Raw genomic sequence first — 20,923 nt, forward strand, 5'->3', positions numbered from 1 at the left:
CACGATACCGCAAGCGTCACTTTTGTTTTGTCACTCTGGCTGCATTTGACTACCAGGCATACGTAAAAAAAGGCCGCACAAGGCGGCCTTTTGAAAGCACACTGAACGCGGCTTAGTTGTCGCGCTGAGCACGCTTGCGCTCATGCTCCTTCAGGAATCGCTTGCGCACGCGCAGGCTGGTAGGAGTGATTTCCAGCAGCTCGTCGTCTTCAATAAAATCAACGCCGTATTCCAGCGACAGCTGAATAGGAGGAGTGATCTTGATCGCGTCTTCCTTGCCAGATACACGGAAGTTGGTCAGCTGCTTGGTACGCGTGGCGTTGACGATCAGATCGTTGTCACGGCTGTGGATACCAATGATCATGCCTTCGTACACGGGGTCGTTGGCCTTCACAAACATGCGACCGCGGTCGTCCAGCTTGCCCAGAGCGTAGGTGAAGATTTCACCATCGTCCATGGAGATCAGCACGCCGTTCTTGCGGCCACCGATGTCACCCTTATGGGGTTCGTAGCTGTCAAAGATGTTGGCGATCAGGCCGGAACCACGTGTCATGTTCATGAACTCGTTGGTAAAGCCGATCAGGCCACGGGCAGGAATACGGTATTCCAGACGGACGCGACCGCGGCCATCGGGTTCCATGTTCACCAGTTCACCCTTGCGCTCGCCCAGGGCTTGCATCACGCTGCCTTGATGGCCTTCTTCGATGTCCGCAGTCACCAGCTCGATAGGCTCGTGCTTGACACCGTCGATGTCCTTGAACACCACGCGGGGCTTGGACACGGCCAGCTCGTAGCCTTCACGGCGCATTTCTTCGATCAAGATGGTCAGGTGCAATTCGCCACGGCCCATCACTTCAAAGATACCGTCTTCGCCGGTTTCCTTGACGCGCAGAGCCACGTTGGAGCGCAGTTCCTTTTGCAGACGGTCCCAGATTTGACGGCTGGTCACGTACTTGCCTTCGCGGCCCGCCAAAGGCGAGTTGTTCACGCAGAAGTTCATAGTCAGTGTCGGCTCGTCAATCTTGAGCATCGGCAGAGGCTGAGGATTGGCGGGATCAGTGATGGTTTCACCGATACCGATGTTTTCGATACCGTTGATCAGCACGATTTCCGAAGGGCCGGCTTCAGTGGCTTGCACGCGGTCGATACCCTGGAACTTGTGGATCTGGTTGATCTTGCCGTTGTAAGCCTTGCCATCAGGACCGGCCATCACTTGCACATTCTGGCCAACCTTCAAGGTACCCTGAGTGATACGGCCCACAGCGATACGGCCCACAAACGTGGAGTAGTCCAGCGCAGACACTTGCAACTGCAAAGGTGCAGTGGCATCGCCTTGTACGAAAGGCACGTGCTCCAAGATGGTGTCAAACAGGGCCGACATGTCTTCGCCCCACTTTTCACCTGGTACGCCTTCTACTTTGGAAGACCAGCCGTTGATGCCCGATGCGTACACCACGGGGAAGTCCAGCTGCTCGTCAGTAGCGCCCAGCTTGTCAAACAGGTCAAACGCAGCGTTCACCACCTTGTCGGGGTTGGCACCGGGCTTGTCCACCTTGTTGACCACCACGATAGGCTTCAGACCCAGGGCCAGAGCCTTCTTGGTCACGAAACGCGTTTGGGGCATGGGGCCTTCTTGCGCATCGATCAGCAGCACCACACCGTCCACCATGGACAGAGCGCGCTCAACTTCACCACCGAAGTCCGCGTGACCGGGTGTGTCAAGAATGTTGATGTGGGTATCGTTCCACGATACGGCACAGTTCTTCGCCAAAATCGTAATGCCACGCTCACGTTCAATGGCGTGGTTGTCCATGACGGTGTCGACCACTTTTTCGTGCTCGGCAAAAGTGCCCGATTGGCGCAGCAGTTGGTCAACCATTGTGGTCTTGCCATGGTCAACGTGCGCGATGATGGCGATGTTGCGGATTTGTTTGCTCATACGATTTCCAAAATGCCGCGGTCTTGTGGGCGCGGCGTGCCTTCCAAAATTTGTTGAATTTCTAGGGGGCTGAGCAGGCGATCAGGAATCAGCTCCCCACTTGTGATGTGCCCCACACCCAGCAAGGCGCGTGGTTCATCCCCATAAACTGCGACAGCCTCGGCATCGGGCCAATCGCCGCGGCGACGCAAACCAGTCAGAAACCGGCCGCTTTCACTCGCATCCAGCGTCACGCGCGTATGGGCATGCAGCAGACAATCTGCCGGCTGCACCACGCTCATGCGCTCTTCTTCGGGCATGGCGATCAAGGCATCCAAAGTGATGCAACGATCGACACCAATGCCGCCCGTGTCTGTACGGCGCAGCGAACGCAGGTGTGCGCCACAACCGAGCGCCTCCCCCACATCCTCTGCCAGCGTACGAATGTAAGTGCCCTTGCTGCAGGTGACTGTCAGCTCAAGGGCATCCAAACCGTCCGCATCCTTGCACAAAACAATGTCCAGTGCATGAATAGTTACATTGCGCGCAGGACGCTCAATTTCAATACCTGCGCGCGCATATTCATACAGCGCCTTACCATCTTTCTTGAGGGCGCTGTACATAGGCGGCACTTGCTGGATAGGGCCCGTAAAGCGGGCCTGCACCTGCGCCAGCAGCGCTGGCGTGATGGCCGACATATCCACCACCCGCTCACGCAGCACTTCACCTTCTGCATCTGCAGTGGTAGTAGTCTGGCCTAAGCGGGCAACAGCAATATAGGTCTTGGCAGCTTCCAGCTGCAACTGGCTGAACTTGGTGGCAGCCCCAAAACACAGCGGCAACACGCCGGTGGCAAGGGGATCCAAAGTGCCAGTGTGGCCGGCCTTTTCCGCACGCAATAACCACTTCACTTTCTGTAAAGCGTCATTGCTGGAAAGACCCAGCGGTTTATCGAGCAGCAACACCCCATGCACAGGGCGCCGCTGCACCCTGGTGCGAGTGGCGTTCATTGCTTAGCCTTCTTCAGGGCCGCGTGACGCCACAGCCTTGGCAATCAAGGCGTTCATGTCAGCAGCACGCTCTGAGGTGCGGTCGTAGACGAAGTGCAAAGTAGGCACGGTGTGGATGTGCAAACGCTTGAACAAGCCATTGCGCAGGAAGCCTGCAGCCTGGTTCAACGCCTTTTGCGACTCATCCGGGTCACCGATCAGCAAGCTGAAAAACACTTTGGCGTGTGCATAGTCGGGCGTCACTTCAACGCCTTGCAGTGTGACCATGCCAACACGCGGGTCCTTCAACTCGCGGGCGATCAGCTCCGACAGATCACGCTGGATCTGGTCAGAAACTTTGAAGCTGCGGTTAGGCGCAGCAGATTTACGTTTAGGTGGCATTAAAAATTATGAGCTAGTAGCGCTAGTCAGAGAAGGGTTTGAAAGCCTTTCGACCTTCAAACCCTTTATTCATCAGCGCTGAAAGCTATGGTTTACAGCGTACGTGCAATTTCCTTGATTTCGAAAACTTCCAGCACGTCGTTTTCGCGGATGTCGTTGTAGTTGCGCAGCTTGATACCGCACTCGAAGCCTTCCTTGACTTCCTTGACATCGTCCTTCAGGCGGCGCAGCGATTCGATCTCACCCGTGTAGATAACCACGTTGTCGCGCAGCAAACGGAAGTGTGCGTTGCGGACCACATGGCCCTGGGTGATGTAGGAACCAGCGATCGTACCGATCTTGGTTGCCACGAACACAGTGCGGATCTCGGCCATACCGATGATCTCTTCGCGCTTTTCAGGAGCCAGCATGCCGGACATGGCGGACTTCACTTCATCTACGGCATCGTAAATGATGTTGTAGTAGCGCAGATCCACGTCGTTGCTTTCGGCCGTCTTACGAGCCTGGGCGTCAGCACGCACGTTAAAGCCGATGATGATGGCCTTGGAAGCCAGCGCCAGGTTGACGTCGGACTCGGAGATACCACCCACGCCAGAGTACACGATCTGTACCTTGACTTCGTCGGTCGACAGCTTGAGCAGCGATGTTGCCAACGCTTCTTGCGAGCCTTGTACGTCGGCCTTGATGATCAAAGGCAGAGTCTGCACGTTGCCAGAAGTCATGTCCGAGAACATGTTCTCCAGCTTGGCAGCTTGCTGCTTGGCCAACTTGGTGTGACGGAACTTGCCTGCACGGTAAGTCGCGATTTCGCGGGCACGGCGCTCATCGGCCATGACCATGAAGTCGTCACCGGCCAAAGGCACGTCGGACAGACCCTGGATTTCCACAGGAATCGAAGGACCAGCTTCCTTGGTCTGCTTGCCGTCTTCGTCCAGCATGGCACGCACGCGGCCATAGGTTTGACCAGCCAGCACCACGTCACCGACCTTCAGCGTACCGGATTGCACCAGCACTGTAGCGACCGGGCCGCGACCCTTATCCAGCTGAGCCTCAATCACCAGACCCTTGGCAGCTGCGTCCACTGCAGCCTTGAGCTCCAGCACTTCAGCTTGCAGCAGCACTTGCTCGAGCAATGCGTCAACGCCAGCGCCGGTCTTGGACGACACAGAGATGAACGGAGAATCACCACCGTACTCTTCTGGCACGACCTCTTCGACCACCAGCTCTTGCTTGACCTTCTCAGGGTTCGCTTCAGGCTTGTCAGACTTGGTAATGGCAACCACGATCGGCACACCAGCAGCCTTGGCGTGCTTGATGGCTTCCTTGGTCTGAGGCATCACGCCGTCATCAGCCGCACAGACCAAAATTACGATGTCGGTGGACTTGGCACCTCGGGCACGCATAGCGGTAAACGCTTCGTGACCCGGAGTATCCAGGAACGTCACCATACCGCGGTCAGTCGTCACATGGTATGCACCAATGTGCTGGGTAATACCACCCGCTTCGCCGGTTGCCACTTTGCTGCGACGAATGTAATCGAGCAGCGAAGTCTTGCCGTGGTCAACGTGGCCCATGACTGTAACGACAGGAGCACGCGACACCAGCTCGCCGGTGTACTTGGAAGTATCTTCCTCGCTGAAGGCTTCTGGAGAATCCAGTGCAGCGATCTTGGCGGTGTGACCCATTTCTTCCACCACGATCATGGCGGTGTCCTGGTCCAGAGGCTGGTTGATGGTGACCATCTGGCCCATCTTCATCAGCACCTTGATCAGCTCGGACGCCTTCACCGCCATCTTGTGAGCCAATTCGGCCACAGTGATGGTTTCTGGCACCGAGATTTCCAGCGCGCGGAATTCCTGCTGCTGCTGTTGCTGCTGGTGATCGTTGCGGTCATTACCACGACGGCCACCACGAGGGCCACCGCGCCAGCTGGAGCGATTACCCACGCCACCCGAGCTGTCGCCACGGGTCTTGATTTCCTTCTTCTTGCCGTTGGCGTCGTTCGACCAAGTCGAAGACAGCTTGGAAGACTTGACTTCCTTGTCCTTCGCGCCGCCGCGGCCAGGTGCAGCCGTTGCTGCGCCTGCAGCAGGCTTGGCATCCTTGGAAGCGGTGGTCTTCTTGGCATCAGCAGCCGCAGCTGGAGCAACAACCTTCTTGGGCTCTTCAGGCTTCTTGGCAACCAGCACCTTCTTAGGTGCAGCCATCATGGCGCGAATAGCTTCTGCTTCTTGCAAAGCCTTGCGACGACGATCTTCCAGATCCTTGGCGCGAGCAGCTTCTTCAGCCTGGCGCTGACGGGATTCTTCATCGGCCTTGGCACGCGCATCAGCTTGTGCTTTGGCACGTGCTTCAGCAAAAGCTGCATTACCTGCAGCAGCTTCCTTTTGCGCTTCCTTGGCTTGGCGAGCCTTGGCGGCTTCGGCGGCTGCGTAAGCAGCAGCGCGCTCTTCCGCTTCGCGCTCTTTGCGCACACGGTCTTCGCGTTCTTCACGCTCATGGCGCGTTTGCGCTAATTCAACTTCTTCTTGGCTAATCATCTCTGCTTGCTTGCGGACTTCTTCCTCGCGGCGCACCAGCTCTTGGGAAGCCTGTGCAGCTTGCGCAGAACGGGCAGCAGCTTCGGCAACTACCTCGGGGGCATCGTCACGTTTGATGAAAGTACGTTTTTTGCGCACTTCCACTTGAATGGTGCGGGCTCTGCCAGTGGCATCGGCCTGCTTGATCTCGCTGGTCGACTTTTTCGTCAGCGTGATCTTCTTTTTGCCGTCGCCTTCAGAGCCATGGCTGGCCTTGAGGTGCGACAACAGCATTTGCTTGTCCGTTTCGGTCAAGGCATCAGTGCCAGAGCTCTTTGCCACACCAGCGGCATTGAGTTGTTCCAGCAGAGTCTCAGGGGATTTTTTAAGTTCGCTAGCGAACTCAGCAACAGTGTTCAAAGACATACTCCGTTCGATCCTCCCTGACCCTTATTCCTGACCGTCGGTGAACCAATGTTCACGCGCCTTCATGATCAAAGCCTTGGCTTCGTCATCAGTTTGACCGGTCAATTCGGTCAGTTCATCGATGGCCAAATCGGCCAAGTCATCACGAGTCAACACTCCGCCAGCAGCCAATTTGGCCACCAACTCAGGTGTCAGACCTTCCAAGTCACGCAACTCTTGCGAGACTTCGCTGACGCTTTCTTCTTGAGCAATTTCCATGGTCAGCAACGCATCCTTGGCACGGGCGCGCAGCTCAGTCACGGTTTCCTCATCAAAAGCTTCAATTCCCAGCATCTCGGACAAGGGCACATAGGCCACTTCTTCCAAGCTGCTAAAACCTTCATCTACCAAGATGCCAGCGAACTCTTCGTCCACATCCAGCTTCTCCATAAACAGCTTGCGAGCACCATCGGTCTCTTCAGCTTGCTTCTGGGCAGATTCTGCTGCATCCATGATGTTGATCTTCCAGCCTGTCAGATCGGACGCCAAGCGCACATTCTGACCGCCGCGACCAATGGCGATGGCAAGATTTTCTTCATCTACCACCACATCCATGGCGTGTTTCTCTTCATCTACAACGATGGATGAAACATTGGCAGGCGCCAAAGCACCGATCACAAACTGCGCAGGGTCTTCCGACCACAGCACGATGTCTACGCGCTCGCCCGCCAACTCTGTGGTTACAGCGTTCACTCGGGTGCCGCGTACGCCCACGCAGGTTCCGATTGGATCCACGCGCTTATCGTGCGAAACAACTGCGATCTTGGCACGACTGCCGGGATCGCGTGCGCAGCTCTTGATTTCCAGTAAACCTTGCTCGATTTCTGGTACTTCGTTGCGAAACAGCTCAATCATGAACTCAGGGGCCGAACGCGACAGCACGATAGGTGCGCCACGCAGGGTCAAGTCCACTTCCATGATCATGGCGCGCACACGGTCACCGTTGCGCAGATTTTCCTTGGGGATCATCTCGCTGCGGCGCAGGCGGCCTTCAACACGGCCGGATTCGACAATGATGTCGCCCTTGTCCATGCGCTTGACGGTGCCGGTGAAAATCTTTTCGCCACGTGCCATGAATTCGTTGAGCAGCATTTCGCGCTCTGCGTCACGAATTTTTTGCAAGATTACTTGCTTGGCAGTCATCGCACCGATACGCCCGATTGGCAACGACTCGATTTGCTCTTCAATGAACTCACCGACCTGAATACCTGGAACGCGGTCTTCCGCATCCATCAGCATTTCTTCAGCCTCGGGGTTTTGCAGACCGGCATCATCAGGCACCACCACCCAGCGGCGGAAGGTGTCGTAATCGCCGCTGTCGCGATCAATCGCAACGCGAATATCCGCTTCGCCTTCGTACAGCTTTTTGGTAGCTTGCGCCAAAGCCAACTCAACGGCGCCAAACACCACATCGCGTTCTACGTTCTTTTCGCGCGAAATGGCCTCAACCAACATCAACAGTTCGCGGTTCATGCGATGACTCTCCTAATTTCAATTCTTTCAAGCGGTGGCACCAGCTTGGGCACCCATCTAGCTCATGTGCTCTATCTCAAGCGGGCTTAGCGCCACGCCCCTTGAAACTCACCACGGGCGCCAAACGCGCCTCTCGCAGCTCTTGCAGCGTAAAGCCCATTGCCTGTAACGGCGCAGGTTCACGCTTTTTGCTCACTTTCGCACCGGGCTTGCGCGGCGGCTCGTCACTCCAGACGATTTGCCAGCCACCCGATTCAGCACGCTCGAGCGTGCCGCGGAATTTCTTACGATTTGCATTCACCACACCACCACCAGCTGCACCAATGGCTTCCTTGAGGGTGATATCGATTTCTGCGCCAGCGAAACGAACAAAGTCCTGTTCATTGCGCAGGGGGCGATCGATGCCCGGAGAAGAAACTTCCAGACGCGTGTAATCAACACCGTCGACTTCCAGCGCAAATTGCAGTTGTCGTGTGACTTTTTCGCAATCCTCTACGGTCACGAAAGCCTCAGGAACAGGATCCGCACCTTCTTGCGGCGCCTGCCAAGGCAAGTCAACGGTGACACGAAGCAATCCGCCAGCGGAACGCTCGATCTCCACCAGGTCATAGCCCAGACCCGTTACGATTTGTTCAACAATTTGCTGTAGTGCCACGTGCTCAGTTCAATCCCGGAAGTACAAAAAACCCGATAACCATCCTGCAATTGCTTGCTGGCGGCTTCGAGCTCCAAATGCAAGCGACCAAAAAAAAGGGCGGTTAATACCCGCCCGTTTGGTCGTGAATGTTCTATTGTATCCGCAAAGCATTGATTCGCAATGTCAAGCAGCCGGATTTCCTGCAGCAATCATTGCTATTGCGCTGCAATCCGTTGCCACAGTGGTACAGCTTCAGACGGCATGCCAGAAGCTTCCTGCGGGGCCTGCAGCAAAGAGGTCAACAACCGCTCCAGCACTTTCACCTGGGGCAGCACAGGCCCAAAAAACAGCGGTTGAGCGCCCTGTCCAATCAGCAATGTGGGAAATGTCTCAACATCGACATCGCCCATTATTTCTTCCTGGTCCTCTACATCCACCCAGGAAAAGCGGATTTGGGGAAATTTTTCCTGAATCGCCAAAAACTCAGGCTCGTACTGGCGACACACACCGCACCACGCAGCACACAGGCACACCACCCGCCAGGGTGCGCCATCCTGTGCCGTCACTGGCTGCATGGTATCTGAGGGCTTGTCACAGTACATCTTCAACTTGGCTCCACAACCCTCACAGGGGCACCATCATGGCTTTAAAGCCATGCATCCTAACGACAACCAACCCGCACACCGTTTCTTTTTTCCGAAAGCAGAGCAAAGCAGGCAGCTTTGCCCACTTCGCATCATCCATAAAAAAAGCCCCAGACAGGGCCTGAGGCTTTCTTGGTCAGATTTGGGCAACGAATTACCCAAACATGCATCGATGGATTAACCCGAGTGAGGGCGCTTGCCGGCGTTCTTCTTGCTGCGAGTGTGCGAACCACGCTCCAAGCTCGAGCGCTGGCCACGGCCTTGTGGCAACAAAGTTACGCCGTTAGGGGCAACAGGACGGGGTGTGCGCTTGCGGTCAGCTTCAGTAACGATCTTATTGCCCATGGCAATCTCTCCAGTTGAGGTTTCAGTAAACCCGTTATTTTTCCACACACTGCAAGGCAACGTGACGGCGGGATTCAAAAAATTGTCTCACATCTGGGCATTCTTCTCTTTTTACTGCCATTTTTGGGCATGCGCACCACAAGCTCAGCACATCAGCACACGGATTTACGGACGTGACCTACACCGGCGCAAGCCTTCTGCTACAAATACTGTGTGCATTCGAGCGCACCCAAAAAGTGCCTGTTTCTGCGTTTTTTGCCACAGGATCATGCCCATGTCTTTCTTTGACCGTTCTTGCAAGGCCAACATCCACTGCTCTTGCCACAAGTGCAAGACCTCCAACAAATTACACAATACGGTGCAAAGCCTCAAAACGGCTCTGCACCCTACTATCGCCCCCCCAGCTTCGTCATCTAGCCGCTCGGGTGTGACGGTAGGCAATGCCGTGCTGTGCACGATTGGCCTGGCAGCACTGGCGGGAACCGCCATCTATGCAACGCGCAACCCGCGCATTCCAGAGGGAATTGAGCCTGTCGACGGCTTCAACTTAGACCGCTATCTGGGCAAATGGTACGAAGTGGCCCGCATTGAGCACAGTTTTGAAAAAGGCCTGCAGCGCACGCAAGCCGAGTACAACCTCAACCCCAACGGCAGCATCCAGGTCATCAACCGTGGCTACGACCCCAAGCGCGGTGAGTGGAAAATTTCTCACGGCAAAGCCCATCCGACGATTGCGCCGGATATTGCAGCCCTCAAAGTGTCGTTCTTTGGCCCGTTTTATGGCGGCTACAACGTTGTAGCGCTGGATGATAATTACCAATGGGCCATGGTGATTGGCTCCAGCCTGGACTATTTCTGGATTCTCTCGCGCCAGCCATCACTGCCAGACGGCGTGGAAGAGCGGCTGCTACAACAAGCGCAATCACTAGGCATCGACACCCAGAAAGTGCTGTGGGTGCACCAGGACGGCGTCAATCCAACAGGCAGCTACAAATAAATAAGCTATCAGCGCTTATGCACTGGTGTTTTTAGATTGTTTTATATCTAAGTTCATTACCAGTCGTACGTTGACTGCTATAAAAAACAAGAACCGATGCCTTTTGCATCGGTTCTTGGTTTTACAGAGCTTTAACTTCGCTCTGCTCACACTCCGTCGAACCCGAGGCAGACACTCAAAAGCAAGTGCTTTTTAACCTCCACACACATACCGCGTGTCTGCCAAAGGCCCCCGCCCACACGCACGCACGTGCGCGCATGGATAGCTGTCAATAGCCCAGAACCAGCTGCGCAATCACACCCGTGGCCACCGCCACCAGCAGATAGTCGCCGCCGTATTGCACCCACTGCTGACCACGCGCAGGACGCTTGAGGCCGTGGGCGTGCCAGTTATTGACCACATAGTGGGATGAGCGGTATTGCGGCGGCACGCGGCTACCCTTGACCCAGTTGTGCTGCGGGCCTGCACCCATGCGTTTGGCCTGCCCGGGAGGCATTCCATGCGGATGCCCTTGGTGTGGCTGCACGCCAGGGCGATACGCAGGAGCGGCAGGCTTTGCAGGCCGGTGCGCTTGCTGGCCCTTATGGGCGCCATGCGAAGGGCGCTGAGAAGCCCCTTGGCCTTGCCAGTCACCGCCACCATGGCGTGGCTGGGCGACGGCGGAGAAGGAGGATGCAGCCACGACCAGTGCGGTCATAGCTGCAGTCACGTATTGCTTGTTCATAGCGACCCCTTTCGTGGGTAATTGCTGACGACTCCAATACTAGGCACGCCAAGCAACAGTCAGCCCAACACCTTGTAAAGATGCGGCAAAACATGCAACGCAGCATGCACTGCCTGCTGCACAGCCAAGCGACCTAAAAGGTTGCTGTAACCAGTTGCCGGGTGTAGGGGTGCTGGGGCTTCCCCAGTACAGCATCGACCGTGCCCTGCTCCACGACCTCGCCGTTTTTCATCACCAAGACGTCGTGCGCCATGGCGCGAATCACTTCCATATCGTGCGTAATCAGCAGATAGCTCAGCCCCAGCTCTCGCTGCAGACGCTGCAACAAACCCAGCACCTGCTTTTGGATCGTCACATCCAGCGCGCTGGTAGGCTCATCGAGCACCAAAATTTTGGGGCGCAAGATCAAAGCTCGCGCCACCGCCAAACGCTGGCGCTGCCCCCCCGAAAACTCATGCGGGTAACGCTGCAGCAAACCGGGGAACTGCTGCTCACTCAAGCCTACGCTCAGCAGCACGGACAGCACTTGTTCACGCCGCCCTGCTTCACTGATGTCAGGGGCGTGCACGCGCAGGCCTTCGCCCACAATTTCTTCCACCGTCATGCGCGGCGAAAGCGATGAAAACGGATCTTGAAAAACAACCTGTACCTGGCGGCGCAGTGCCTGGTTGGCAGGTGTATTGCGCATGGCGGGCTGTTGCCAGTTTTTGCCACTGATGTGCAATTCACCATGGCTGGGCAACAACCCCAAAATGGCTTGCGCCAAGGTGGATTTTCCTGAGCCGGACTCTCCGACAACACCCAGCGTCTGCCCTTCTCGCATGCACAGTTGCGCGCCCTGTACTGCGACAAACTCACCCTTGCCAAACCAGCCCTTGATGCCTGCCAGCGGTACGGGATAGCTCACACGCAACTGACTGGCCTGCACCACTGGCCTGGCCCCGGGATGGGTCTGCAGTACATCCCGCACAGGCTGGCTGTGCAGCAGTTTGTGTGTATAGGCATGTTTAGGGTAATCAAAAAGTGCCGTCACTGGCCCTTGCTCTACCAATACACCATGCTCCATCACGGCCGCACGATCGGCAAAGCGGCGCACCAGTGGCAAGTCGTGCGTGATCAGCAAAATTGCCATGCCCGTCTGACGCTGCAGATCACTGAGCAGCTCCAGCACCTGCATGCGCAGCGTGACATCCAGTGCCGTGGTGGGCTCGTCTGCCAGCAGCAATTTCGGTTTGGACGCGAGCGCCATCGCAATCATGGCGCGCTGACGCTGCCCACCGCTGAGCTGGTGCGGATAGCTTTGTGCGCGGCGTTCAGGCTCTGGTATGCCTGTGGTCGCCAGCAACTCCACAGCCTGCTTCCATGCCTGCTGCTTGCTCAGCGCCTCTTTGAGCTGCAGCACCTCTGCCACTTGAACCCCCACCGTCATCAGCGGGTTCAGCGCTGTCATGGGCTCCTGAAAGATCATGGCCACATCACCGCCACGCACTGCACGCATTTCTCGCTCAGTCAGTGAGAGCAGATTCCTCCCATTGAGCAAGACTTGGCCGCTGATATGTGCGTCTTCCGCAAGCCGCAGCAAACTCAAAGCTGTGATGGTCTTGCCAGAGCCGGATTCGCCTACCAAAGCCAGTTTCTCGCCAGGATGCATATCAAAGCTCACCCCCTGCACCACCGTCTTGCGGCCAAAGCGCACCTTCAGGTCACGCACAGACAGCAGTGGCAGCTTGTCATCGGCCGCTTGCATCACACACCCCCCTTGGCATCGGTCACTTGCGCTTTGCGTGGGTCCAGCGCATCGCGCAGGGCATCGCCCATAAAGGTCAGCAGCAGCAGCGTCATGACCAGCACAGCAAATGTGCCCAGCGAAATCCACCATGCATCAATGCTGTTCTTACCCTGGCTCAGCAGCTCGCCCAAGCTGGGCGTTCCAGGGGGCACACCCAGCCCCAGAAAGTCCAGCGATGTCAGCGCCAAGATGGCGGCGCTCATGCGAAACGGCAAAAATGTGACGACCGGTGTCAGGCTGTTGGGCAAGATGTGTCGCCAGATAATTTGCCCATTGGGCACGCCCAGGGCGCGTGCAGCCTTGACATAGTCCAGCTGGCGATTGCGCAGAAATTCGGCCCGGACATAGTCAGACAGCCCCATCCAGCCAAACAGACTGAGCAGCACCAGCAACAAGCTGATGCTGGGCGCCAGCACGGCACTGAAGATGATGAGCAGGTACAGCTCTGGCATGGAGCCCCAGATTTCAATGAACCGCTGAAAGGCCAAATCAGTCTTGCCCCCAAAAAAGCCTTGAATCGCGCCCGTCACCACCCCCAGCAGCACCCCAACAAAAGTCAGAGCCAGCGCAAACAGCACACTTACGCGAAAGCCATACAGCAGCTGTGCCAGCAAATCACGCCCCCGGTCATCGGTGCCCAGCCAGTTAGCGGCTGATGGCGGGGCAGGATTTGGGGCCTGGGCGAAATAATTGATCGTTGCCTCGCCATAGCGATTGAGAGGAAACAGCGCCCAGTTGCTGCCCTTGTGCAACTGCTCTGTGATGTAGGGGTCGAGGTAGTCCGTGGTCGTTTCAAAATCGCCGCCGAACACTGTCTCTGGATAGTCTTTGAGCAGCGGGAAATAGGTTTGCCCTTCATAGTGCACGATGAGCGGCTTGTCGTTGCTCACCACCTCAGCGCACAGACTGAGAACCACCATCACGCAAAACAAAATGAGGCTGTAAAAACCCAGCCTATTGCGCTTAAAGCGCTGCCACGCCCTGCGCCCCGGTGAGACAGAGCGTGGTGCCACGGTGGGCAAAGACTCAATAAACATAGCTGCCTGCACAGACGGTGTTTGGATCGGAGCCATATTCAATCAAATTTAACGCGTGGATCGACCCACACGTAGCACAGGTCGCTGATGAGTTTGGTCACCAGTCCGATCAAGGTAAACAGATAGAGCGATCCCAGCACCACGGGGTAATCACGGCGAATCACACTCTCGTAGCTCAGCAGACCCAGACCGTCCAGTGAGAACAGCGTTTCAATCAACAGCGACCCGGCAAAGAACGCCCCAATGAACGCGGCCGGAAAGCCCGTGATGATGGGAATCAGTGCATTGCGAAATACGTGTTTCCACAGCACCTGCCGCTTGCTCAAGCCTTTGGCGCGCGCAGTCAGCACGTATTGCTTGCGAATTTCTTCCAGGAAAGCGTTCTTGGTGAGCATGGCCGTCACCGCAAAGCTGCCCGCCACCATGGCAGTTACCGGCAGCGCAATGTGCCACAGGTAATCCACCACCTTGCCCATGGCACTGAGTTCGTCGAAGTTGGCCGAAGTCAGCCCACGCAGCGGAAACCACTGCAACTGCCCGCCAAAAATCACCAGCAGCGCCACGCCCAGCACAAAGCCCGGAATGGCGTAGCCAATCAAGATCAGCAGCGTGGTCATCAAATCAAAACGCGACCCTGCACGCACCGCTTTGGCCACGCCCAGCGGCACCGCAACCAGATAGCTGATGAAAAACGTCCACAACCCCAAGCTGATGGACACTGGCAGCTTTTCCACAATCAGTGCCCAGACGGGTTTGTTCTGAAAAAAACTGGTGCCCAGATCGAATTGGGCAAACTGGCGCAGCATTTGAAAGAACCGCTCGTGCGCCGGCTTATCAAACCCGTACAAAGCCTTGATTTGCTCGATACGCTGTGGATCCACCCCCTGCGCACCCCGGTAAGCCATGCCCCCGCCTTCAGCACCTCCACCCACCCCTGCTTTGGCCTCGGCCAGATACTGCTCGACAGGGCCGCCGGGAACGAACTGGATGACCACAAAAGTCAGGAGCAGCACCCCCATCAACGTGGGCACCATTAAAAGAATGCGTTTAAGAATGTAGGCCAGCATGTCTATTGCGCCTGTTCTTTCAAGACCACCGGGGCCGTTTCCGCCGTCAAGGGGGGCATGCGTGCCCACCACGTGTCGATCACCCAGTTTTCACCATTGGAGTACGGAGGAATCACCTGCGGGTGCTCCAGACGCCACTGGTTATAGGCCATGCGGTGCGTGCTGGACGACCATTGCGGAATCAGATAGTGCCCATGGGCAATCGCTCGCTCCAGTGCATGGCAGGCAGGCAGCAACTGCGCCTCAGTCTTGGACGACACCATGGCCTGAATGAACGCATCCACCGCCTTGCTCTTCACACCGGGGAAATTGCCCGAATCTTCTTGATCGGCTGATGCACTGCCAAACAAGTCGGCAAACTCCTGCCCCGGGTTGTTGGTGCCCTGGTAGGCAATGGATGTGATATCAAAGTCAAACTTTTGCAAACGCTGCTGGTACAGCGCATAGTCCACGGCGCGGAAATTGAGCTGGATGCCCAGCTTTTGCAAATTGCGCTGCCATGACGCTACGGTGCGCTGGCCCACTTCACTGCTGTCCAAGTACTCCAGCTCCATGGCCTGGCCGGCGCTGTTGCGCAGCACACCGCCTTGCACTGTCCAGCCCGCTGCAGCCAGCAAGCCCTTGGCTTTGCGCAGGTTCTCGCGCAGGCTGCTATCGCCATCCGTACGTGGCGCAACCGTCATGGGACCAAAAGCACCAGGGGGCAGCACATCGCCCCAAGGCTGCATCAGCGCCAGCTCGGCAGCGCTGGGTAGCCCTGTGGTCTGGCACAAGGTATTGCCAAAAATACCATTTACGCGCTGGTAAGCGCCGTAAAACATCTGGCGATTCATCCATTCATAGTCCAGCGCCAGGCCCAGCGCCTCGCGCACACGCACGTCTTGCAAAAAAGGACGGCGAGCATTGAGCACATAGCTTTGAAAGCCAGTGGGCTGCTTGTGCGCGAACTCACCTTTGACCAGTTCGCCAGATTTGAACTTGCGCCCATCCACACGCCGCGCCCAGTCGCCCGCGCTGTAAAAACGCATCAAATCAAACTCCCCCGCCTTCAGCGCTTCTAGTCTGGCGGTGTTGTCCTTGTAAATTTTGACGTTGATACGGTCAAAGTTGATCGTGCCACGGCGCACAGGCAAATCTTTGGCCCAGTAATGCGCATCACGCACGTAGGTAATGTCTTTGCCAAAGCTCACTGGGCCAATTTTGTAGGGGCCACTGCCAATCGGGGTGTCCATTACCACCTCGCTGAAAGGCTTGCCTGCACCCCACGCCCGGCTGAAGATGGGCAGACTACCCACGGTCAGTGGCAGTTCACGATTGGGCGCTCGAAAAGTAAAGCGCACCGTGCGGCTGTCCATCACCTCACAAGCCACGACTTCAGCCAGCATGGTTTTGTAGGCGGGCGAGGTGTGTGGCCCCATCAACGTGGCAAAGCTGTGCCGCACATCTTGGGCCAGAACCGGTGTGCCGTCGTGAAAACGGGCTTGGCGGCGCAGGCGAAAGGTGGCAGACATGCCATCAGCGGCCACCGTTACGTCTTCTGCCAGCAGGCCATAACCTGTCGCTGTTTCATCCATGCTGCCGGTCAGCAAGGTATCAAACATCAAGTTGGACAAGTAAGCGGGTGCATTGCCTTTAATGGTGAACGGGTTGTATTTATCGAAGGTTGAAACCCGCAGGTTGCTGACCAGCCGCAACTCCCCGCCTTTGGGGGCGTCAGGGTTGACATAGCCAAAGTGTGCAAAGTCCTGCGCGTACTTGGGCTGTCCCCACAAAGCATAGGCGTAGCCAGCCCAAGTCGGGGCAACCGTAGTGGCTCCTGCGAGCAAGAAACAAAACTTCCAAAAGCGCATGCGACAATTCTGCACCACTGCGGCCCGCCGCCCTGTGTTTTTTGCGTTGTACAAAACCTGCGGCTGGCCTTCACTGAATTTCCTAAGGAGAAGAACAATGGGTTTTCTGACCGGCAAGAAGCTGCTGATCACTGGCGTGCTGTCCAACCGCTCCATCGCTTACGGTATTGCCAAGGCTTGCCATGAGCAAGGCGCTGAACTGGCTTTTAGCTACGTGGGCGAGCGTTTCAAGGACCGCATCACCGATTTCGCGGCTGAATTCAATTCGACCCTGATTTTTGACTGCGACGTCGCCGACGACGCACAGATTGAAGCCATGTTCAAGGGCCTGGGCGATGCCTGGGGCAAGTTTGACGGCTTTGTGCACTCCATCGGTTTCGCGCCCCGTGAAGCCATTGCAGGCAATTTCCTGGAAGGTCTGAGCCGCGAAGCTTTCCAGATCGCCCACGACATCAGCGCCTACAGCTTCCCCGCAATGGCCAAGGCGGCTCTGCCTTACCTGAACGACAAGTCGTCACTGCTGACACTGTCGTACCTGGGCGCACTGCGCTCCATCCCCAACTACAACACCATGGGTCTGGCCAAGGCATCGCTGGAAGCTTCGGTGCGCTACCTGGCTGAAGCCGTGGGCCGCACCGCAGATGGCCGCGCCATCCGCGCCAACGGTATTTCTGCTGGCCCCATCAAGACCTTGGCCGCTTCGGGCATCAAGGACTTTGGCAAGTTGCTGGGCCGCGTGGCCGATGCATCGCCACTGCGCCGCAATGTCACCATTGAAGATGTCGGCAACGTAGCAGCTTTCATGCTGTCAGACCTGGCTTCTGGCGTAACCGCCGAGATCACCTATGTAGACGGTGGCTTCAGCCAGACTGCGGGCCTGTCAGCCGATCAGGTGTAAGCCGCAGTCGCTTGAGACAACGCCCCGTACTTCGCTGATACCTCATGCCTTATCAATCGATAGGGCATGAGTGATTGACCATCGATTGCTGCTAGCTTAGATTTTTTAAAGCTGACACATTCGATGTGGACCGATCAGGGGCAGTCCATTCGCTAAAAGAGATTTTTTTGGGGCGACGTCAACGCTGTAAAGCTGTCGCCCAGCGGCACCAAGATGGCATCTGCAATTGGCTGAAGCTGCTTTGTCAGATAGTGATCGTAGTCAATTGGTGAACTGCGAGCCTCCAGTGGCTCGGGGCCGTTTTGGGTCATGACGTATCGGATCCAGCCCCCGTTTTGATACTGTGCGGGCCGCCCCAGACGTACGTTGTATGCATCAGCAATGCGGGCTGCCCTCACTTGCGGGGGCACATTCGTCACATAGGCATCGAGTCTGTGCCGCAGGCGCTTTCTATAGATCAGCGAATCAACCTTATGACCAGCCAGAGTGGAATGCACATACTCGGCTATGTATTGTTGATAAGGGGTTCCTTGAAAAACGCGTGAAAGCAAGCCCTCCTGGAATTGGCGAGCCAAAGGTGTCCAGTCGCTTCGCGCCATCTCCAGACCACGAAAAACCATCGCATCCTTGCCCTCTTCATCGCTGCACAGGCCCGCATACCTCTTCTTGCTGCCAATATCCGAGCCCCGGATTGTCGGCATGAAGAACTTCTTGTAATGCGTGTCGAACTCGATTTCAAGAAAACTCTCCAAGCCCTGCTCTTGCATCAAAGTCTGCGACCACCACGCATTGATATCGCTGACAAGGTCAGCCGCTACAGCGCGTGCCTGCTCGTCAGTATGGCTACGTCTTAGCCAGATAAAAATAGAGTCCGTGTCACCGTAAATCGCCTGGTAGCCTCGTTTTTCTACAAAGTCACGGGTGACCTTCACCATCTCATGGCCGCGCAAGGTGATCGCAGAAATTAACCTGGGGTTAAAGAAGCGGCACTCTGATGCCCCCAGCACCCCGGCAAAAGAATTCATCACCAGCTTCAGCGCCTGCGACAAAGGCTCGTTTTTACTGCGTTTAGCCTCATCACGTGCCTGCCAAAGCGTGGTCACAATCCCCGGCAGGCAATGCTTATCCCTTGAGAACAGGGTATCCATCGGCCCCTTGACAGGTTTCCCGGGCTCACTTGCACGTGAGCCTTCGACAAGACCCACCGGGTCCACAAGGTAGGTTCGAATAATGGAGGGGTAGAGACTTTTGTAGTCCAGAACCAAAACTGAATCGTAGAAGCCGGGTTTGGAATCCATGACATAGCCACCCGGAGACGACTTGCCCTGAATCTCCCCCACATTGGGTGCTACATAGCCCAAGCGGTGCATGCGCGGCAGGTAGTGGTGGCTGAAAGCGGCGATAGATCCACCAAAATGGTCGAGCTGCAAACCTGTCGTATGTGCACGCTCCATGGCAAAAGGCAGCAAATTCGCTTTCTCGAAAATGCGCAGAACCAGCTCGCAATCGCGGAGGTTGTAAACGGCGAGCGCAGGTTTGTCCTCCTGATAGCGCCGCTCGATTTCTGCCATCTTGTCGTACTCATCGCCAATGTCTTTACCCTCGCCAAGGAGTTGCTGCGAAACATTTTCAAGACTGAAAGAGGGAAAGCTCCAAATCGCGGCTCTGAGCGCTTCGATGCCGTCAATGACTACCCGGCCTGGCATGGGGGCGAAGAGATATTCCTGTTTGCCAGGATGGGTACGCCATGCGATAGGTTGGCGCTCGCGCCCTAATAAAAGAGGTGTTTGCGCATCATCTGCTGTTTTTTGCAAAACACGCAGGTCAAACTGAACAACGTTCCACCCGATGATGACGTCAGGGTCATTGCGCTCAAACCATTCGTTGAGAGACTCAATCATCGCTTTACGGCTTGAGTAATAGCGCAACGCAAAGTTGGTAGATTCAACAGGCTCGCAGGGCTGCTCACCAAGCATGAAAACGACGCGCTCCGCCATGCCATCCAGCGCAATGGAGTAAAGCTCCTGGTGCTGGCTGGTTTCGATATCCAGCGAAACAACTTTCAAATGTGGCCTGTAATCCGGTGCAGGCAGGAGCTTGCAGTCGACGCACACGGAGTTTTCTAGCCGCCCTCCTTGAATCGTCACACTCGCAGTGATGAAACGCTCCATCAGATAGCGTTCATGCGGGCGCACATCGGCTTCAAGCAAAGCAACCCCCTGGCGCTGAAGTGCGCGTGCCAGCCGCCCCAGTTGACGAAATTTTTTGGAGTACACCCCCAGAACTGGCTCTTGCTGAAAGCTCTTGAGCCCCAGCTCACGCAACGTCACATCCGGCATGCTAAAGAGCTGTGCCTGCACCACAGCTTTGTGTCTGGCCTCTACAAATGCTACGGACGTTTGCCCTGTCAGCAGGACTTTCAAGGGGCCTGCCTGCGTGGCCAGCCAGTACTCGACTTCGGTACCCGCTGCCGTGTCTCGCCAGTTGCGGGTCAGGATGAATCCTTGGAGTTGTTGGGTGAGCACGAGCGCAAAGGGGAAAAAGTTAGAGATGGCTCAAAGGATCGAGCATGGACAGCCTGTGGCCGGTCAAACGGGAATATCCACGCCTTGTTCTTGCATGGCCGTCTCGATCATCTGTCCAGACTTTGTGGGTTGTCAGATTTACCGCTCTTTGAGGTTCAGTCCGAGATACCGAGTCCCCGGCACAGGATTGAAACTTACGGGCGCCGCATCTGCAAACCCCAGCGACTCGTAAAGCCGCTGCGCTGCCTGAAACTCGGGCAGCACATCCAGGCAGATGCGGGTGTAGCCAGCCTGCCGCGCAGACTCCAAAATACCCTCCACCAATCGGCGCCCCAGGCTTTCACCACGCACTGCAGGCCGCACATAGACGCGCTTCATCTCTGCCACTTGGGCATCTACACGACGCAGCGCAGCGCATCCCACGGGCTGACCGTTCTTCCAAGCCAGCAGAACACAGCCTTCGGGTGCAGCGTATTTTCCTGGCAAGGATGCGAACTCGGATTCAAAGTCTTGAAAGTCCAAGTTGGCGGCTGGACTGGCCACATACTCCCGGAAAATGCAGAGCACCGAGTCAAGATCATCAGGGAAACGGGCAAAGCGGATATCTGTCATGGCAGTCAATGGTGCAGGCACCAATCCAAGTG

At 56.4% G+C, this 20,923-nt stretch carries 17 protein-coding genes; 2 read left to right on the plus strand and 15 right to left on the minus strand.

Features of this window, described 5'->3' with window-relative positions:
• Positions 1 to 112: 112 nt before the first annotated feature.
• The 8 genes from typA to IB213_RS13270 form a co-directional block, all read right to left on the minus strand.
• Positions 113 to 1,939, minus strand: a complete 1,827-nt coding sequence (gene typA, locus IB213_RS13235; protein WP_191721510.1) for a translational GTPase TypA — start codon at positions 1,937 to 1,939, stop codon at positions 113 to 115.
• Positions 1,936 to 2,928, minus strand: a complete 993-nt coding sequence (gene truB / locus IB213_RS13240; protein ID WP_191721509.1) for a tRNA pseudouridine(55) synthase TruB — start codon at positions 2,926 to 2,928, stop codon at positions 1,936 to 1,938. The genes typA and truB overlap by 4 nt, the downstream gene beginning before the upstream one ends.
• 3 nt (positions 2,929 to 2,931) lie before the next feature.
• Positions 2,932 to 3,309: a 30S ribosome-binding factor RbfA gene (gene rbfA / locus IB213_RS13245; RefSeq protein ID WP_191721508.1), complete on the minus strand. Its 378-nt coding sequence runs from the start codon at positions 3,307 to 3,309 to the stop codon at positions 2,932 to 2,934.
• Between the two features lie 92 nt (positions 3,310 to 3,401).
• Positions 3,402 to 6,254, minus strand: a complete 2,853-nt coding sequence (gene infB, locus IB213_RS13250) for a translation initiation factor IF-2 (protein ID WP_191721507.1) — start codon at positions 6,252 to 6,254, stop codon at positions 3,402 to 3,404.
• 24 nt (positions 6,255 to 6,278) lie between these two features.
• Entirely contained in the window at positions 6,279 to 7,766 is a 1,488-nt protein-coding gene (gene nusA, locus IB213_RS13255; RefSeq protein WP_191721506.1) for a transcription termination factor NusA, read from the minus strand.
• Positions 7,767 to 7,842: 76 nt separating this feature from the next.
• The gene (rimP, locus tag IB213_RS13260) at positions 7,843 to 8,421 is read right to left on the minus strand and encodes a ribosome maturation factor RimP (RefSeq protein WP_191721505.1); all 579 of its coding nucleotides are present in this window, start codon (positions 8,419 to 8,421) and stop codon (positions 7,843 to 7,845) included.
• A gap of 197 nt (positions 8,422 to 8,618) precedes the next feature.
• Positions 8,619 to 9,005: a thioredoxin family protein gene (locus IB213_RS13265; protein ID WP_225213946.1), complete on the minus strand. Its 387-nt coding sequence runs from the start codon at positions 9,003 to 9,005 to the stop codon at positions 8,619 to 8,621.
• 219 nt (positions 9,006 to 9,224) lie between these two features.
• Positions 9,225 to 9,392: a hypothetical protein gene (locus IB213_RS13270; protein WP_191721504.1), complete on the minus strand. Its 168-nt coding sequence runs from the start codon at positions 9,390 to 9,392 to the stop codon at positions 9,225 to 9,227.
• A 274-nt stretch (positions 9,393 to 9,666) separates the two neighbouring features.
• Between IB213_RS13270 and IB213_RS13275 the strand changes: the two genes are divergently transcribed.
• Positions 9,667 to 10,389, plus strand: a complete 723-nt coding sequence (locus tag IB213_RS13275) for a lipocalin family protein (RefSeq protein WP_192407021.1) — start codon at positions 9,667 to 9,669, stop codon at positions 10,387 to 10,389.
• Between the two features lie 268 nt (positions 10,390 to 10,657).
• Here IB213_RS13275 and IB213_RS13280 read toward each other — a convergent pair whose 3' ends face one another.
• The 5 genes from IB213_RS13280 to IB213_RS13300 all read right to left on the minus strand — a co-directional run bounded on the left by IB213_RS13280 (position 10,658) and on the right by IB213_RS13300 (position 16,856).
• Positions 10,658 to 11,113, minus strand: a complete 456-nt coding sequence (locus IB213_RS13280; RefSeq protein ID WP_225561099.1) for an RcnB family protein — start codon at positions 11,111 to 11,113, stop codon at positions 10,658 to 10,660.
• Between the two features lie 133 nt (positions 11,114 to 11,246).
• Positions 11,247 to 12,860, minus strand: coding sequence for an ABC transporter ATP-binding protein (locus tag IB213_RS13285; protein ID WP_192407023.1), 1,614 nt, complete (start codon positions 12,858 to 12,860; stop codon positions 11,247 to 11,249).
• Complete coding sequence (locus IB213_RS13290) at positions 12,860 to 13,939, minus strand: ABC transporter permease (protein ID WP_225561127.1); 1,080 nt, start codon at positions 13,937 to 13,939, stop codon at positions 12,860 to 12,862. Before IB213_RS13290 ends, IB213_RS13285 begins: the two co-directional genes overlap by 1 nt.
• A gap of 38 nt (positions 13,940 to 13,977) precedes the next feature.
• Positions 13,978 to 15,006: a microcin C ABC transporter permease YejB gene (locus IB213_RS13295; RefSeq protein ID WP_192407028.1), complete on the minus strand. Its 1,029-nt coding sequence runs from the start codon at positions 15,004 to 15,006 to the stop codon at positions 13,978 to 13,980.
• A 2-nt stretch (positions 15,007 to 15,008) separates the two neighbouring features.
• Entirely contained in the window at positions 15,009 to 16,856 is a 1,848-nt protein-coding gene (locus IB213_RS13300) for an extracellular solute-binding protein (RefSeq protein ID WP_192407030.1), read from the minus strand.
• A gap of 97 nt (positions 16,857 to 16,953) precedes the next feature.
• On the opposite strand from IB213_RS13300, the gene fabI reads away from it, so the two are divergent.
• Entirely contained in the window at positions 16,954 to 17,754 is an 801-nt protein-coding gene (gene fabI / locus IB213_RS13305; RefSeq protein WP_191721498.1) for an enoyl-ACP reductase FabI, read from the plus strand.
• A gap of 152 nt (positions 17,755 to 17,906) precedes the next feature.
• On the opposite strand, the gene IB213_RS13310 is transcribed toward fabI, so the two are convergent.
• Both IB213_RS13310 and IB213_RS13315 read right to left on the minus strand, forming a co-directional pair.
• Complete coding sequence (locus IB213_RS13310; RefSeq protein ID WP_192407032.1) at positions 17,907 to 20,279, minus strand: DNA polymerase II; 2,373 nt, start codon at positions 20,277 to 20,279, stop codon at positions 17,907 to 17,909.
• A 138-nt stretch (positions 20,280 to 20,417) separates the two neighbouring features.
• Entirely contained in the window at positions 20,418 to 20,891 is a 474-nt protein-coding gene (locus tag IB213_RS13315) for a GNAT family N-acetyltransferase (protein WP_192407034.1), read from the minus strand.
• Positions 20,892 to 20,923: the final 32 nt, after the last annotated feature.

It is taken from the genome of Comamonas sp. CMM02 (assembly GCF_014851485.1).
In the GTDB taxonomy this organism is placed as follows: domain Bacteria; phylum Pseudomonadota; class Gammaproteobacteria; order Burkholderiales; family Burkholderiaceae_C; genus Comamonas; species Comamonas avium.

Excerpts from the sequence above, each read along its gene's own strand:
- truB (WP_191721509.1), bottom strand. The coding sequence starts at position 2,928 with ATGAACGCCACTCGCACCAGGGTGCAGCGGCGCCCTGTGCATGGGGTG.
- IB213_RS13280 (WP_225561099.1), bottom strand. The coding sequence starts at position 11,113 with ATGAACAAGCAATACGTGACTGCAGCTATGACCGCACTGGTCGTGGCT.
- fabI (WP_191721498.1), top strand. The coding sequence starts at position 16,954 with ATGGGTTTTCTGACCGGCAAGAAGCTGCTGATCACTGGCGTGCTGTCC.
- IB213_RS13270 (WP_191721504.1), bottom strand. The coding sequence starts at position 9,392 with ATGGGCAATAAGATCGTTACTGAAGCTGACCGCAAGCGCACACCCCGT.
- typA (WP_191721510.1), bottom strand. The coding sequence starts at position 1,939 with ATGAGCAAACAAATCCGCAACATCGCCATCATCGCGCACGTTGACCAT.
- rbfA (WP_191721508.1), bottom strand. The coding sequence starts at position 3,309 with ATGCCACCTAAACGTAAATCTGCTGCGCCTAACCGCAGCTTCAAAGTT.
- IB213_RS13315 (WP_192407034.1), bottom strand. The coding sequence starts at position 20,891 with ATGACAGATATCCGCTTTGCCCGTTTCCCTGATGATCTTGACTCGGTG.
- IB213_RS13275 (WP_192407021.1), top strand. The coding sequence starts at position 9,667 with ATGTCTTTCTTTGACCGTTCTTGCAAGGCCAACATCCACTGCTCTTGC.
- infB (WP_191721507.1), bottom strand. The coding sequence starts at position 6,254 with ATGTCTTTGAACACTGTTGCTGAGTTCGCTAGCGAACTTAAAAAATCC.
- nusA (WP_191721506.1), bottom strand. The coding sequence starts at position 7,766 with ATGAACCGCGAACTGTTGATGTTGGTTGAGGCCATTTCGCGCGAAAAG.
- IB213_RS13290 (WP_225561127.1), bottom strand. The coding sequence starts at position 13,939 with ATGTTTATTGAGTCTTTGCCCACCGTGGCACCACGCTCTGTCTCACCG.
- IB213_RS13285 (WP_192407023.1), bottom strand. The coding sequence starts at position 12,860 with ATGCAAGCGGCCGATGACAAGCTGCCACTGCTGTCTGTGCGTGACCTG.
- IB213_RS13265 (WP_225213946.1), bottom strand. The coding sequence starts at position 9,005 with ATGTACTGTGACAAGCCCTCAGATACCATGCAGCCAGTGACGGCACAG.
- IB213_RS13300 (WP_192407030.1), bottom strand. The coding sequence starts at position 16,856 with ATGCGCTTTTGGAAGTTTTGTTTCTTGCTCGCAGGAGCCACTACGGTT.
- IB213_RS13295 (WP_192407028.1), bottom strand. The coding sequence starts at position 15,006 with ATGCTGGCCTACATTCTTAAACGCATTCTTTTAATGGTGCCCACGTTG.